The organism is Streptomyces tauricus, from assembly GCF_014650955.1.
Classification (GTDB): Bacteria; Actinomycetota; Actinomycetes; order Streptomycetales; family Streptomycetaceae; genus Streptomyces; species Streptomyces tauricus.
This window is the reverse complement of sequence record NZ_BMVY01000016.1, coordinates 107,658-122,130: the sequence shown is the minus strand read 5'-3', so window position 1 is coordinate 122,130 and position 14,473 is coordinate 107,658. Positions and strand designations below refer to the sequence as shown.

The window sequence follows — 14,473 nt, the reverse complement described above, 5'->3', positions numbered from 1 at the left end:
TCTCTTGAGGGTGCTCTGGTTGGACGGTCAACCGTGAGAGCGCACCCTGGAGCCGGAACGGGCACACCCGTGGGGCGGGACGCGACTCCCACGGACGTGCCTCCTGTCCGAAGCACTGAGTGTCCGCCTGCCCCGGGTTTCCCGGGGCAAACACGGGCGGAGACCTCGTGTTGATGTTCAGGGCCAGATTGCGCGGTTCTCCGCACCCCTGAAAAGGGGCGCGGAGAACCGCGCGGCCAGCCCCCGCCGGCCCGCACCCCCGACAACTCCCGGCCCTGCCAGGCGAAGCGCTAGCGCGAGCGCTCCACCCGCCGCTCGTCCCACACCGGCTCCGCCGTCTCCCGCACGCGCCCGTCGCTCCCGAACACCAGATACCGGTCGAAGGCGCGCGCGAACCACCGGTCGTGGGTGACGGCCAGCACCGTCCCCTGATACGCCTCAAGCCCCTCCTGAAGGGCTTCCGCCGACTCCAGGTCGAGGTTGTCCGTCGGCTCGTCGAGGAGCAGGGCCGTGGACCCCTCCAGTTCGAGCAGGAGGATCTGGAAGCGGGCCTGCTGCCCACCGGACAGCCGGTCGAACCGCTGCTCCGCCTGAGCCGTCAGCTCGTACCTCCGCAGCCGCGACATCGCGGCCCCGCGGGCCTGGGCGTGCTCGGTCCACAGGATGTCGAGCAGGGGGCGCCCCACCAGTTCGGGGTGCGCGTGGGTCTGCGCGAAGTGGCCGGCCACGACCCGCGCGCCGAGCTTCCACTCCCCCGTGTGCGCCACGTCGCCGCCCGCCAGCAGCCGCAGGAAGTGCGACTTGCCCGAGCCGTTCGAGCCGAGGACGGCGACCCGCTCGCCGTAGAAGACCTCCAGGTCGAAGGGTTTCATCAGGCCGGTCAGTTCGAGCCCCTTGCAGGTCACGGCCCGTACGCCGGTGCGTCCGCCGTGCAGGCGCATCGTGATGTCCTGCTCGCGCGGCGGCTCCGGCGGCGGCCCGGCCTCCTCGAACTTGCGCAGTCTGGTCTGCGCGGCCTGGTAGCGCGAGGCCAGCTCATGGCTGATGGAGGCCGCCTGGCGCAGGTTGAGTACCAGCTTCTTGAGCTGGGCGTGCTTCTCGTCCCAGCGCCGCCGCAGCTCCTCGAAGCGTGCAAAGCGCTCGCGGCGGGCCTCGTGGTACGTGGCGAAGCCACCGCCGTGCACCCAGGCGTCGGCACCGGCCGGGCCCGGCTCCACGCTGACGATCTTCTCGGCGGAGCGGGCGAGCAGTTCCCGGTCGTGCGAGACGAACAGGACCGTCTTACGGGTCTCCCGCAGCCTCTCCTCCAGCCAGCGCTTGCCGGGGACGTCGAGGTAGTTGTCCGGCTCGTCGAGGAGCAGCACCTCGTCGGAGCCACGCAGCAGCGCTTCGAGGACGAGCCGCTTCTGCTCACCGCCCGACAGGGTGCGTACCTCGCGGAACTGCGCCTTGTCGTACGGGACGCCGAGCGCGGCCGTGGTGCAGATGTCCCAGAGCGTCTCGGCCTCGTACCCCTGGGCCTCCGCCCAGTCCGAGAGTGCCTGCGCGTACTGCATCTGCGCGGCCTCGTCGTCGACCGTCATGATGCCGTGCTCGGCACGGTCCACGGCCTGCGCGGCCTCGCGGATGCGGGGCTGGGCCACCGACACGAGCAGGTCACGCACGGTCGACTCGTCCCGTACGGATCCCACGAACTGGCGCATCACCCCGAGTCCGCCGCTCACTGTGACCGTACCGCCGTGCGGTTTCAGCTCGCCCGAGATCAGCCGCAGCAGTGTCGTTTTTCCGGCGCCGTTGGGCCCCACGAGCGCCACCACGGCCCCTTCGCCCACCCGGAAGGAGACGTCGCCGAGCAGCGCCCTCCCGTCGGGAAGGTAGTACTCCAGGTGCGCGGCTTCGAGATGTCCCATGGTCGCGCATTGTCCGGGGCGGACGGGCGGCGGGGCAAACCGATATGCGCGCCGAAGGCCCGGTGGGGTAGACGATGAGGCATGACCGCAGAAGTAGACCTCACCGCCGCCGGAGCCGGCCACGCCCTGCTGAACCGGCTGCTGGCCCTCGACACCCGCCTGTTCGAGGCGGTCGCGACCCGGCACTGGCCGGGCGCCGACCCGCTGCTGCCGAAGCTGAGCCGCAGCGCGAACCACGGGGTGCTGTGGTTCGGCGCGGCGGCGGCCCTGGCGGCGACCCGCTCACCGCGGGCGCGCCGGGCTGCCGTCCGCGGGATCGCCTCGCTCGCCCTGGCCTCGGCCACGATCAACACCGTGGGCAAGCGCTCGGTGCGCCGCCCGCGCCCCCGGCTCGACACCGTGCCGATGATGCGGCAGCTGAAGCGGCAGCCGATCACCACCTCCTTCCCCTCGGGGCACTCGGCGTCCGCGGCGGCCTTCGCGACGGGCGTCGCCCTGGAGTCCCGGACGCTAGGCGCGGTGGTGGCCCCGGTGGCCGCCGCGGTGGCCCTGTCCCGGATCTACACGGGTGCGCACTTCCCGAGCGACGTGCTCGTCGGGGCGGCGTTCGGCGCGGGGGCCGCCTTCGCCGTACGCGGGCTGGTGCCGACGCGTGACCAGCTGCCACCGCCCGGGCGTCCGCGCGCGGACGTGCCCGCCCTTCAGGACGGGGAGGGCCTGGTACTCGTGGTCAACACCTCGGCGGGCACCGCGGACCGGATGCGCGCCATCGGGGACGCGCTGCCGCTCGCGGAGGTCGTGGAGTGCGAACCGGAGTACCTGCGGGCCGAGTTGGAGAAGGCGGCGGCCCGCGCAGAGGTGCTGGGGGTGTGCGGCGGCGACGGCTCGATCAACGCGGCCGCCACGGTGGCCCTGCGCCACGGCCTGCCGCTCGCCGTGCTGCCCGGCGGCACGCTCAACCACTTCACGAAGGACCTGGGCGTGGAGGACGTACGCGGTCTGAGCCGCGCCCTGACGGAGGGCGACGCCGTACGGGTGGACGTGGGCCGGTACTCCGCCGGTGAGCAGGAGGGCTACTTCCTCAACAACTGCAGCCTGGGCGTCTATCCGGAGCTGGTGCGCGAGCGGGACCACTGGTCGAAGCGGATCGGCGGCTGGCCGGCCGGGGTGGTCGCGACCCTGCGCGTCGTGCGCGCGGGACGGCACCCGCTGCGGGCCGAGTTCGAGGGCCGGGAGCGGCCGTTGTGGCTGCTGTTCGCCGGCAACGGCACCTATCACCGGATGGGGCCGATCCCGGCCCGGCGTTACGACCTCTCGGACGGTCTCCTCGACGTGCGGGTCGTGCACGGCGGCCGTTTCCCGGCCGTACGCCTGCTCGCCGCGGCCGTGGCCGGACCGCTGACCCGGTCCCCCGTGCACGCGGCGCTGCGGGTCGGCGGTCTGCGGGTGCAGGGCGTCGAACCGGGCACGCTGCTGGCCTTCGACGGCGAAGTCACGCCGGTGGAGGGCGATGTGACGGTCCAGAAGCTCCCGGAGGCGCTGACGGTCTACCGCCCGAGCGGCCCGCGCTGATGACCTGTCAGTCCAGATGACGATACGTGGGTCTCATCATTCGACATGGCGGCGTAGCTTGACTCGTATGCCCCGCGGGGCCCGGTGACGAGTGAAGAGGATGCCGCCATGCCTGAGGAGACCGCCGTGTACACGCACGGCCACCACGAGTCCGTGCTGCGCTCGCACACCTGGCGTACGGCCGCCAACTCGGCGGCCTACCTCCTCGGCTCGCTCAAGCCCCACATGCGGATCCTGGACATCGGCTGCGGGCCCGGCACCATCACCGCGGACCTGGCCGAACTGGTCCCGGACGGCCAGGTCACCGGCGTCGACCACGCGCCGGGCATCCTGGACCAGGCACGCGCCACGGCGGCCGGACGGGGCCTGACGAACGTCGACTTCGCCGTCGCGGACGTCCACGCGCTGGAGTATCCGGACGACAGCTTCTGCGTCGTCCACGCGCACCAGGTGCTGCAGCACGTGGGCGATCCGGTGCAGGCGCTGCGGGAGATGTACCGGGTCACGAAGCCGGGGGGTTTCGTCGCCGTCCGGGACTCGGACTACGCGGCGATGACCTGGTATCCGCGGTCCCCGGGGATGGACGACTGGCTCGACCTGTACCGGCGGGTGGCGCGCGCCAACGGGGGTGAACCGGATGCCGGGCGGCGCCTCAAGTCGTGGGCGCTGGCGGCCGGCTTCGAGGACATCACGGCGTCCGCGGGTACGTGGTGCTACTCGACCGCGGAGGAGCGGGCGTGGTGGAGCGGGCTGTGGGCGGACCGCACGGTCGCGTCCGCGTATGCGGCGCGTGCGGTTGAGGGAGGGCATGCGGGGGTGGAGCGGTTGGACGCGATCGCCGCCGCGTGGCGGGAGTGGGGGCGCCAGGAGGACGCGTGGTTCGCCGTCCTCCACGGCGAACTCCTGTCCCGCAAACGGACACCCTGAACCGGCGGGCCCGTCCGCGCCGTTCCCCGCGCCCCTCAAAAGATTGCGCCGTTCCCCGCGCCCCTGACGGGGCGCCCCCATAGGGGCGCGGGGAACGGCGCAGGCTTTGGCCTTTGCCTTTAGGGGCGCGGGGAACGGCGCAATCTTTTGTCTTTTGGGGGCGCGGGGAACGGCGCAGTCTTTTGCTTGTAAGGGGCGCGGGGCCTAGTCCCGGGGAAGCAGCGGCCCCAAGGGGCCGAGGTCGAGGTTCAGGTCCTCCGGACGGAGGCCGTAGCGGTCGCGCAGCTCCGCCATCCGGTCGTCGAGGAGCATCAGCGTCAACCCGATCCGCTCCTCCTGGTCCTCCGACAGATCCCCCGTGTCGAAGCGCCGCACGGCCTGCCGCTCCATCAGTTGCCGCAGCAACTCGACCACGGTCAGCACCAGCTTGATCAGGTCCCGCTCCACCGTGTCGGGTTCGAGGTCGAGCCGACTCCGCCCAGCCTGCTTCCCGGCCCCGGCCCCGGACCGGGTTCCGGTTCCCAGGACCGCGTCGTCGACGACCCTCTGAAGTGCCTCGCCGCCGCTCACAGCATCTCCTCCCACGGCGCGGGAACGTTCTCGTTCACCGAGCTGATGAGCGCGTTCAGATCGATCCGTACGAGATCGACGTCCGCGATCCGCAGAGTGAGGTCGCCGGTGATGACGACCCCTCCCGCGAGCAGCCGGTCGAGGAGGTCGACGAGGGCGACCTCCCGGCGTTCCACGACGGTCACGCGTCCTCCCCGCTGAACGAGTAGCAGGCCCACGGACCGGTCAGCTCGACGCGCAGTCCCGGCGCGTCGTCCTTCGTGCGGTCCACCAGTTCCACGAACGCCTCGGACTCCGTGCGCGGCACCAGATAGGCGGCGTTCAGGATGTTCCGGCCGGGCGCACGGGAGATGGCCGAGTTCTGCGGGGCGTGGATCCGGGTGTCCTCCGCGTACCCGGAAAGGGACTCGTGGAGCCGGCGCGAGAACTCCTCGGCCCGCTCCCACTTCTCCTCGCTCTCCTTGCGCTGGTTGCGCCGTTGCCGCAGATAGTCCCGCCCGGACCCGGCCCTGCCCGGCGAGGGCGAGGACGCGGTCCGCGTACCCGTATCGCCCAGGCCGCCGGAGACGCCGGACTCGCCGGACGTCTCCCCGGACGGCTCCGTGGGTTCCGAGTACACCTTCACGCCCCACTCCACCCGGCCGTCGAGCCGGTCGAGGGTGCGCAGGAAGGTCTCCTCGCGCTCCTCCATCATCGACCGGACGCCGCTGTCGTCCAGGAACACCGTGGCGAGCCTGAGCGGCAGCGGCGAGGTGACCACGGTGAGCGCGTCGATCACGTTCTGGTGGGCCCGCGCGGTCGCGCCGAGCCAGTCCAAGTCCTCCAGGTGGGCCCGCAGCGGGCCCTCCGCGAAGTCCTCTTCGGGCACCTGGCCGACGACGGCGACCAGGTCGCCGTGGACCAGCTGCTTGGGCGGTACGCCGGCCACCCCTGTCAGCTGAGCCGGCAGGGGTGTACCGAAGGGGCGGCATACGGCGTACACGTAACGCAGGCCACTCATTCCTGGGCTTCCTTCTTCGCAGGTGCCCGCTCACGTGCGGGCACTTCGGCGCGCGCTTCCTCCAGTTCGGCGACATGCGCGCGCAACTCGGCGTTCTCCCGGGCGAGTTCGTCGCGCCCGGCGCGGGAGGACAACTGCGGATCGGTCTCCCACCAGTCGATGCCCATCTCCTTCGCCTTGTCGACGGAGGCGACGATCAGCCGCAGCTTGATGGTGAGGAGTTCGATGTCCAGCAGGTTGATCCGGATGTCACCCGCGATCACGATGCCCTTGTCCAGGACTCGTTCGAGGATGTCCGCGAGGTTCGCGCCGCCGCCGTTCCCGTACGGGTCGGGCAGGCGCTGTGCGGTGGTCATCGACGGCCGCCCCTGGCACCGGCGGGCTCACGCTCTCGCTCGTCCGCCTCCTCTTCCTCCGGGACGTCCTCGTCCTCGTACTCGGCCTCGGGCGCGTCCTCCTCGTAGGCTTCCTCGTCCTCCGGGGCCTCTTCGTCCTCGTACTCGGCCTCGGGGGCGTCCTCGTCCTCGTAACCCTCTTCGTCCTCGGGCAGCCCGTCCTCGGCGGACTCCTCGTCCTCCGGAGTCTCCTCGTCCTCGGCCGAGGCCTCGGTGTCCTCGGAGCCGTCCTCGGAGGTGTCCTCGGCGCTCTGCTCGGCTTCCTCCTCCTCCGCGACCGCGTCCTCGTGGCTCGTGACGACCTCTCCGTCGCGGATCTCGCCGCGCCAGCCGTCGTCCGCCTCGCCCTTGATCGTGATGAAGCGGGAGAAGTTCTTCAGGTCGAGGCGTGCCCTGCGGCCCTGGGCGCGCCAGATGTTGCCGGTCTTCTCGAACAGCCCCTTGGGGTAGTACTCGATGACCAGCAGCACGCGGGTGAGGTTCTCCGCGAGCGAGTGGAAGGTGACGACGCCCTTGGTGGTGCCCTTGGCGCCCTCGGACGTCCAGCTGATCCGCTGGTCCGCCACCTGCTCGGTGGTGTGGGCCTTCCAGCTGCGGCTGGACCAGAAGATCTTCATCTGCCAGTCGGACGTCGTGTCGTCGGCGCGGTTCGCGCTCTTGACGCCCTTGGCGAAGGTGCTGAAGTCCTGGTACTGGGTCCACTGGTCGTAGGCGGTGCGCAGCGGCACGCCGACGTCGATGAACTCGATGATGACGGTCGGCTTCTTGCCCGCGCCGCCCTTGCGCCTTCCCTTGCCGCCGGTCAGGTTCTTGAAGGCGCCGACCACGCTGTCCTTGGCCTTGCCCGCGCCGAGTTCCAGCGCGGTGCGCATCGGACCCTTGCCCTCGGCGATCTTGCGGCCGCCGTCGAGGGCGAGCTTGGCGAAGCCGGGGCTGTCGCCGGAGGCGATGTCGTTGAGCTTGCCCGTCGTCTGGCCGAGCTTGGTCCCGACGCCGACCAGCATCCGCTGGACCTGGGCAGCGAGATAGGCCTGGGCCTCCTCCTTGAGCCGGTCGACCGCCTCGCTCTGGGCGACGGAGGTCAACGGGTTGCTCTTGGCCTGCTTGGTCGCGGACCCGAGGGTGTCAGTCATCGTCGCCGCCTCCCCTCGTCGTACGGGCCCGGGTGGTGCGGCGCGTGGCGGTCTTCGCCGCGGCCGTCTTCCTGCCCGGTGCCTTCTTCGCGGCCCTGGCCGCCGTCTTCTTCGCCGGTGCCTCGTTGCCGGGGCTCCGCCTCTCGGCGGACTTCTTCGCGGGAGCCTTCGCGGACTTCTTCGCGGGAGCCCGCTTGCGGGGCCGCGGCTTCTCGTCGTCCTCGGCCGCCTCGCCGTCAGCGTCGCGGCTGCCACCGGCGGAGTCGTCCGCTTCGTCGTCGTGCTCGTACTCGTCGTCGTCGTACTCGACGTCGTCGTACTCGTCCTCCGGTTCCTCGTCCCGCTTGCGGCGCTTCTTGCCGACCCCGGGCACGTCGGGGACCGCGTCCGGGACGACGCCCGCGAGCTGGTCCTGCACCTGGGTGGTGCGGCCGTGCAGCCGGTCGGCGAGACCGGTGATCTGGCGCTCGACGAGAGCGCCGGTGGCGGCCTTGCCCACACCACGCAGGTCCCCGCGCAGCTGGTCGCCGATCTCCTTGAACTGGGGGTTGTTCGCCAGTTGCTGGGAGAGCAGGTCCCCGATGGCCCGCGGGCTGAGGTGCATCCGCTTGCCGGCCACCATGGTGCCGACGGCGAACGCCAGCTTCATCTTCTTCGTACGTCCGAGGACGTATCCGGCCCCTACGGCGAGGCCAAGCCCTAGTCGGTTCATTGTGTAGTCCCGTTGTCGCCTGTTCCGGTGCCCCTGGCCATGGCTGTCTCCAGCCGGTCGAGGAGCTCGTCCTCCATGCGGTCGAACTCCGCCTCGTCGATCTCGCCGGCGTTGAGACGCTCCTCAAGCCGGCCGAGTTCGGCACGGACGACCGCCGGGTCGTAGTACTGGCGCTCGGCCTCGTTCACCACCTGCTTCATGGCCCAGAGGCTGCCGCGCACGGGGGCGAACGGCAGCATCAGGACCTCTCCGATCAGCCCCATGTCATCAACTCCTGTGCTCAGGCGTTCACTTGCTCGCCTCGGCGGGCTGGGAGGGGCCCGGCTCGACGAAGCTGTAGGGGGGCAGCGGCCCGTGGACCCGCAGATCGAGGTGCGGGTGTGCCTTGCGGACCTCTTCGACGGCCTCGATGAACGTCTCGGCCGAGTCGCGGGCCACCAGGAACGAGAGGTTCGCCAGCCAGCCGGTGGACTCGGGTCCCACACTCACGGAGGCGGCGGCGGGCTCCAGCGCCCGCTGGATCTCGGCGGCGTCCTCGACCTCGCGGTTCTTCACCGCGGCGACCACCATCTCGCCGAGCCGCAGCTTGTCGTCGTAGTTGCCGCCGCCCGCGCTGCGGTTGGCCTCGGTGAGCGCCCTGACCTCAGGGTTCTCGGACATCACGCGGTGCAGTACGGCCTCTTCGTCATGCGTGGCCTTGACGTTGTACTCGACCTTGCCCGCGAGCGCGTCGAGGCGCTCCTTGAAGTGGTCGGCGCGCTCGGCGAGCACCCCGGCCACGGCCGCGTCGTCGGTGGAGACACTGCCGAAGCGCATGGGCAGCACCGGGCCGCCCGCACCCGCCTCGGCCAGTACGTTCTGGTGGGCGAGCAGGTCCCTGCGCTTGGGCCGCAGCCCCTCGGGCGCGTCGCTGACGACCGCGGCGAGGTCGCCCTCCTTGATGACGCGCACCGGCATCGCCGGCTCGCCGACACCTTCCGTGCCGTCCGGGAGCGTGGGCAGCGAACTGGACGTGATGCCGTAGACGTACGTGCTCACTCCTGCTCCTCCTTACGGCGCGAGGCGGCGGCCTTGCGGGCGCGCGGGCGCGACTCGGACTGGCTCTCCTCGCGGGACTGCTTGAACGCGTCGGAGATGGTCTCGGCGGCGCCCGACAGGGCTCCCTTGGACTTGCCCTTCGCGCCGGACTCGGTGATCGAGCCGACCAGGTCGGGCAGTCCGGGGCTGCGCTTGGGTCCGGCTTCCAGGTCGAGGCGGTTGCACGCCTCGGCGAAGCGCAGGTAGGTGTCGACGCTGGCTATGACGACACGGATATCGATCTTGAGGATCTCGATACCGACGAGGGAGACCCGGATGAAGGCATCGATGACGAGCCCCCTGTCGAGAACGAGCTCCAGGACGTCGTAGAGGCCGCTGGAGCCGCCTCCACCACCGGATTGCTGTGCCGGGACAACGGTCATACCGACCGGCCCTCCTTGTCTGTTGGGGTGTGTGGGCAGGTGGACGGGCTAGCGGCCGCCGGATTTCCGGTTGTCGGCCCTGCCGCGTTCGTAACGACGGACGCGTCGGTATCCGGTGAGTTCGCCGCGCGGGTCGAGGGTCACCTCGTAGCTCGCGAGCAGACTCATCGTGTCGGGGACCCGGACCAGCTCCAGGACCTCGATCTCCAACGACCAGCCGTCCTCGGTGCGTTCGAACGACGACACCGACTCGGCCTCCATGCCGGTCAGTTCGGCGAGCTGGGCGCGTGCCTGGCGCAGCACGTCCATGGGACCCAGCTCTTCGTCGTCCGCCGCTTCCTTCCGCCTGCCCTTGGATGAGTTCGATGAACTCTGTGAATCTGATGTGTTGGATGTGTTCGACATGGCCACCTCGAACACCGAGTGACCGGCCGATCGTTGACCAAACCTGCGAGTGTCGGCGCTCAGCCGCGCAGGGCGTTCAGCCGCCGCCTGGCGGGCCCGAGCGCGCGCCCGCTGCGCAGCAGCCCTGACCAGGGGTTCGTGCGGGCCTGGTCGGCCGCGTCGGCGATCGTCCAGCGGCGCGGGCCGAGTTCGGCGTCTTCGAGCTGGTCCCACCGCACGGGCATGGCGACCGGGGCGCCCGGCCTGGCGCGGACGGTGAAGGGGGCGACGGTGGTCTGGGCGTAGGCGTTGCGCTGGATGTCCAGATAGAGCCGGTCGCCGCGGTCCTTCTTGCGGGCCTCGGTGGTGAGCCGGTCGGGGTGTGCCTCGGCGAGCGTGTCGGCGACGTCCTTGGCGAAGGTGTGCACCTCGTCGAAGCCGTGCCGCCCGTCGAGGGGGACGACGACGTGCAGTCCGCGTGAGCCGGTGGTCATCAGTGCCGACGGCAGCCGCAGTTCGTCGAGGAGTTCACCGAGGAGCCGGGCGGTGTCGCGTACCGGCTCGAAGTCGTCGGTGGCGGGGTCGAGGTCGAAGACCAGCCGGTCGGGCCGGTCGACCGTGCCGTCGGACGCGATCCGGGCGAGCCACCGGTGCAGGGTCAGGGCGGCCTGGTCGGCGAGGTAGACGAGGGTGGCGGTGTCCTCGCAGACGGGGTGCAGGACCGTGCCGCCCTCCTTGGGCACCTCGATCCGGCTGATCCAGTCCGGATAGTGGTCCTGGACGTTCTTCTGCATGAACTTCGGCCCGTCGAGCCCGTCCGGGTGCCGCTCCAGCATCAGGGGCCGCCCCCGCAGGTGCGGCAGCATGAACGGGGCGATCTCCCGGTAGTACGCGACGACGTCCGCCTTCGTGTACTCCTTCGCCCCTCCCGTGCCGGGGAACATCACCTTGTCCGGGCGGTGCACCTCGACGGTGCGCCGGCCCGCGCGTACGGAGGTCATCGCACCACCGCGTTCTCCACCAGCAGTTTCACCGAGGCCACGATGGACTCGGCGTCGATGCCCGCCGCGTGCAGCTGCTCGGCGGGGGTGGCCGACCCGGGCATGTCGCGCACGGCGAGGCGGACCAGGCGCGGGGTGGGGCGGCCGTCGAGGAAGGCGTCCAGGACCGCGTCGCCGATGCCGCCCTCCGGGTGGTGGTCCTCGACGGTGAGCAGGCAGCCGGTCTGCTCGGCGGCCTCGCGCAGGGTCTCGCGGTCGACGGGCTTGACGGAGTACAGGTCGACGACCCGTACGGCGATGCCGTCGGCGGCGAGCGCGTCCGCGGCCTTCAGCGCCTCGTGCACGGTCACACCGGCGGCGACGACGGTCAGCCGGTCGTCCGTGGAGCGCCTGAGCACCTTGCTGCCGCCGACGGGGAACTCCTCGTCGGGGCCGTACAGGACGGGCATCGCGCCGCGTGAGGTCCGCAGGTAGCGGATGCCGTCGAGGCCCGCCATGGTGGCGACGAGCGCGGCCGTCTGGGGGGCGTCGCACGGGTAGAGCACGGTCGAGCCGTGCACCGCCCGGAACATGGCCAGGTCCTCGACGCCCATCTGCGAGGGCCCGTCCTCGCCGATCGAGACACCCGCGTGCGAGCCGACGAGGTTGATGCCCGTACCGCTGACCGCCGCCATCCGGACGAAGTCGTGGGCGCGGGTGAGGAACGCGGCGAAGCTGGAGGCGAACGGCACCCAGCCGCGGGTGGCGAGCCCGACGGCGGCCGCGACGAGCTGCTGTTCGGCGATGTAGCACTCGAAGAACCGCTCGGGGTGCTCCTTCGCGAAGAACTCGGCGCGGGTGGAGTCGCTCACCTCGCCGTCGAGGGCGACGACGTCCGCGCGCGAGGAGCCGAGCGCTGCGAGCGCCTGGCCGTAGGCGTCCCGGGTGGCGACCTCGTCGCCCGTCTCCCAGCGCGGCAGGTCCAGATGTCCGGCCCGTACGGCGTGCAGCATCCGGGCCGCGGGCGGCTGCTGGATCTCGACGCGCAGGTCGCGCACCCCGCCCAGCTCCTCGATCGCCTCGTCGGCGTCGGGCAGCGGCTTGCCGTGCAGGCCCTCGCGGTCCTGCACCGACGCGACGCCCTTGCCCTTGAGGGTGCGGGCCAGGACCACGGTCGGCTGTCCGGCCGTGGACACGGCCTCGCCGTACGCCCGCTCGATGTCCTCGACGTCGTGTCCGTCGACCTCGACGGTGTGCCAGCCGAAGGCCTGGAAGCGGCGGGCGTACGCGTCGAGGTCGTGGCCGTGCCGGGTGGGGCCGCGCTGGCCGAGCCGGTTGACGTCGACGATCACGGTGAGGTTGTCGAGGTTCTCGTACGCGGCGTGCTCGGCGGCCTCCCACACGGAGCCCTCGGCCAGCTCGCTGTCGCCGCACAGCACCCATACGCGGTAGCCCACCCGGTCGAGCCGCTTGCCCGACAGGGCGATGCCCACGCCGACGGGCAGTCCCTGGCCCAGCGAACCGGTGGCGGTCTCCACCCACGGCAGCCGGCGCGGTGTCGGATGCCCTTCGAGACGGCTGCCCAGCGTGCGGAACGTCAGCAGTTCGCTGTCGTCGATGGCCCCGGCGGCCTTGTACGCGGCGTACAGCAGCGGCGAGGCGTGCCCCTTGGACAGGACGAACCGGTCGTTGCCCGGATGGGAGGGCCGCTCGAAGTCGTAGCGCAGCTGCCGGGCGAGCAGGACCGCCATGAGGTCGGCGGCGGACATCGAGGAGGTGGGGTGCCCGGAGCCCGCCGCGGCGGCGGCGCGCACGCTGTCCACGCGCAGCTGCTGCCCCAGTTCGGTGAGGTGGGGGGTGTTCATGTCGTTCCTTCCACAGAGGGTCCGGGTCCGGGATCGGCCGGCTTGTCGGGGCGTGCGGGTGCTTCCGGGGCGGGCTCCCCGGTCTTCGGGCGCTCGGGCCGGCCCGGCACCCGGGCCACCTCGGGCGAGGCCGTGTCCAGCGGGACCGACCAGGACCGGACGAGGCCGAGCTGTACGCCCTGGCGTGGCAGCACGGCGTCCAGGAGCCAGTCGGCGGCGACCCGGACACGGTTGCCCGGCATCGCGGCCAGGTGGTAGCCGCGGGTGACGGCGCCGGCGGCCGGTCCGGAGAGCGGGACGCCGAGCGGGTTGGCGGCGGCCTTCACCCCGCCGAGGTCGACGACGAAGCCCAGGTCGCGGTGGCGGTAGGCACGGGGCTCGCCGATGCCGAGAGAGGCCGCGACGTTGCGTCCCGCCGCCTTGCCCTGCCGCCAGGCGTGCTGGGCGGTCATCGGCGTGTACCGGCCCGGTTTCTCCAGGTCGGGTACGGCCGCCGCGTCACCGCAGGCGAACACCTCGGGGCGGCCGGGCACCTGGAGGGTCGGTTCGACGAGCAGCCGGCCCTGCTCCATGGCCAGTCCGAGTCCGGCGGCCAGCGGATCGGGCCGTACACCGACGCACCAGACCAGGGTCCGGGTGCTGAGGAAGTCGCCGTCGCTGAGCAGGACCCCGTGCCGGGTGACCTCCTTCACGGATGTGCCGGTACGGATCTCGACGCCCCGTTGCCGCAGCACGCGGTCGGCGGTACGGGACAGGCGCTCGTCCATCTCCGGCAGCACGCGGGGCGCGATGTCGATCAGGGTCCAGCGGGGCCACAGACCGGTCCGGTGCGGCTGCCTGCGCACCAGGGCGTCGGTGAACAGCTGGCCGTGGGCGGCCACTTCGGTACCGGTGTAACCGGCGCCGACGACGACGAACGTGCACCGGGCGGCGCTGATCGCCGGGTCGTCCTCGGCGGACGCGAGTTCCACCTGGCGGGTCACGTGGTCGCGCAGGTACAGCGCCTCGGGCAGTCCCCGGAAGCCGTGCGCGTGCTCGGTCACACCGGGGACCGGCAGCAGTTTGTTGACGCTGCCTGCGGCGAGGACGAGCCGGTCGTAGGAGAGCGTGCCCTCGTCGCCCTCGGGGCCGGTGTAGCGGACGGTGCGCGCGTCGAGGTCGATGCCGTCCGCCTCGCCGAGCACCAGGCGCACCCGGGGCAGGGTGCCGGTCAGCGAGACGGTGACGCGGCGCGGTTCCAGGACACCCGCGGCCACCTGGGGCAGCAGGGGCAGATAGAGGAAGTAGTCCGTCGGGTTCAGCAGCACGATGTCCAGCGGGCCGGCCTTGCCCCGGGCCGACCGGGACAGGGCCTGCGCCGCCCGGTACCCGGCGAAACCCGCCCCGACGATCACGACGCGGGGGCGGTTCGTGCCTCGGCGCATCGGTCGGCTCATGGGTCGCCTCCGGCGGAATCACTCGAACGGGGCTTTCCGCGTCCCCCTGGCCGGGGTGCCCAAACGTCGGACTCCCGGGGTTCCGACGGCCTTGGAGGACGAGCGCGGCTCCCTCGACTTCTACCGCAG

Annotated in this window: 16 protein-coding genes; 2 read left to right on the top strand and 14 right to left on the bottom strand. The window is 71.6% G+C overall.

The genetic code is table 11. The features are described from left to right. Window positions 1–290: 290 nt before the first annotated feature. Window positions 291–1,910 (bottom strand): ABC-F family ATP-binding cassette domain-containing protein, encoded by a 1,620-nt coding sequence (locus tag IE278_RS23885; protein WP_189775298.1) that lies wholly within the window; start codon window positions 1,908–1,910, stop codon window positions 291–293. An 81-nt stretch (window positions 1,911–1,991) separates the two neighbouring features. Between IE278_RS23885 and IE278_RS23880 the strand changes: the two genes are divergently transcribed. Further along, window positions 1,992–3,482 (top strand): bifunctional phosphatase PAP2/diacylglycerol kinase family protein, encoded by a 1,491-nt coding sequence (locus IE278_RS23880; RefSeq protein WP_189775297.1) that lies wholly within the window; start codon window positions 1,992–1,994, stop codon window positions 3,480–3,482. A gap of 108 nt (window positions 3,483–3,590) precedes the next feature. Beyond that, a complete protein-coding gene (locus IE278_RS23875) occupies window positions 3,591–4,409 on the top strand; it encodes a class I SAM-dependent methyltransferase (RefSeq protein WP_189775296.1) in 819 nt (272 codons plus the stop codon). A 204-nt stretch (window positions 4,410–4,613) separates the two neighbouring features. Here IE278_RS23875 and IE278_RS23870 read toward each other — a convergent pair whose 3' ends face one another. From IE278_RS23870 to IE278_RS23810, 13 genes are read right to left on the bottom strand one after another with little or no spacing between them, the layout of a single operon-like run. After that, window positions 4,614–4,934, bottom strand: a complete 321-nt coding sequence (locus IE278_RS23870; RefSeq protein ID WP_189775347.1) for a gas vesicle protein K — start codon at window positions 4,932–4,934, stop codon at window positions 4,614–4,616. 41 nt (window positions 4,935–4,975) lie between these two features. Continuing rightward, a complete protein-coding gene (locus IE278_RS23865; protein WP_107016810.1) occupies window positions 4,976–5,164 on the bottom strand; it encodes a gas vesicle protein in 189 nt (62 codons plus the stop codon). Beyond that, the gene (locus IE278_RS23860; RefSeq protein WP_189775295.1) at window positions 5,161–5,979 is read right to left on the bottom strand and encodes a GvpL/GvpF family gas vesicle protein; all 819 of its coding nucleotides are present in this window, start codon (window positions 5,977–5,979) and stop codon (window positions 5,161–5,163) included. Before IE278_RS23860 ends, IE278_RS23865 begins: the two co-directional genes overlap by 4 nt. Continuing rightward, window positions 5,976–6,335 carry a gas vesicle protein gene (locus IE278_RS23855; protein ID WP_189775294.1) on the bottom strand — a complete coding sequence of 120 codons (360 nt, stop codon included), beginning with the start codon at window positions 6,333–6,335 and terminating at the stop codon, window positions 5,976–5,978. Before IE278_RS23855 ends, IE278_RS23860 begins: the two co-directional genes overlap by 4 nt. Beyond that, on the bottom strand, window positions 6,332–7,507 hold the full coding sequence (locus IE278_RS23850; protein ID WP_189775293.1) for an SRPBCC family protein: 1,176 nt from the start codon (window positions 7,505–7,507) through the stop codon (window positions 6,332–6,334). Before IE278_RS23850 ends, IE278_RS23855 begins: the two co-directional genes overlap by 4 nt. After that, window positions 7,500–8,219, bottom strand: coding sequence for a DNA primase (locus IE278_RS23845; RefSeq protein ID WP_189775292.1), 720 nt, complete (start codon window positions 8,217–8,219; stop codon window positions 7,500–7,502). The genes IE278_RS23850 and IE278_RS23845 overlap by 8 nt, the downstream gene beginning before the upstream one ends. Then, a complete protein-coding gene (locus IE278_RS23840; RefSeq protein WP_189775291.1) occupies window positions 8,216–8,482 on the bottom strand; it encodes a gas vesicle protein GvpG in 267 nt (88 codons plus the stop codon). Before IE278_RS23840 ends, IE278_RS23845 begins: the two co-directional genes overlap by 4 nt. Window positions 8,483–8,507: 25 nt before the next feature. Then, window positions 8,508–9,257: a GvpL/GvpF family gas vesicle protein gene (locus IE278_RS23835; protein WP_189775290.1), complete on the bottom strand. Its 750-nt coding sequence runs from the start codon at window positions 9,255–9,257 to the stop codon at window positions 8,508–8,510. Further along, complete coding sequence (locus tag IE278_RS23830; protein ID WP_189775289.1) at window positions 9,254–9,679, bottom strand: gas vesicle structural protein GvpA; 426 nt, start codon at window positions 9,677–9,679, stop codon at window positions 9,254–9,256. Before IE278_RS23830 ends, IE278_RS23835 begins: the two co-directional genes overlap by 4 nt. A 48-nt stretch (window positions 9,680–9,727) precedes the next feature. After that, complete coding sequence (locus tag IE278_RS23825; protein WP_189775288.1) at window positions 9,728–10,084, bottom strand: gas vesicle protein GvpO; 357 nt, start codon at window positions 10,082–10,084, stop codon at window positions 9,728–9,730. 59 nt (window positions 10,085–10,143) lie between these two features. Next, entirely contained in the window at window positions 10,144–11,064 is a 921-nt protein-coding gene (gene ligD / locus IE278_RS23820) for a non-homologous end-joining DNA ligase (protein WP_189775287.1), read from the bottom strand. Then, window positions 11,061–12,908: a transketolase gene (locus IE278_RS23815; RefSeq protein WP_189775286.1), complete on the bottom strand. Its 1,848-nt coding sequence runs from the start codon at window positions 12,906–12,908 to the stop codon at window positions 11,061–11,063. Before IE278_RS23815 ends, ligD begins: the two co-directional genes overlap by 4 nt. Then, window positions 12,905–14,344: an NAD(P)/FAD-dependent oxidoreductase gene (locus IE278_RS23810; protein ID WP_189775285.1), complete on the bottom strand. Its 1,440-nt coding sequence runs from the start codon at window positions 14,342–14,344 to the stop codon at window positions 12,905–12,907. Before IE278_RS23810 ends, IE278_RS23815 begins: the two co-directional genes overlap by 4 nt. Window positions 14,345–14,473: the final 129 nt, after the last annotated feature.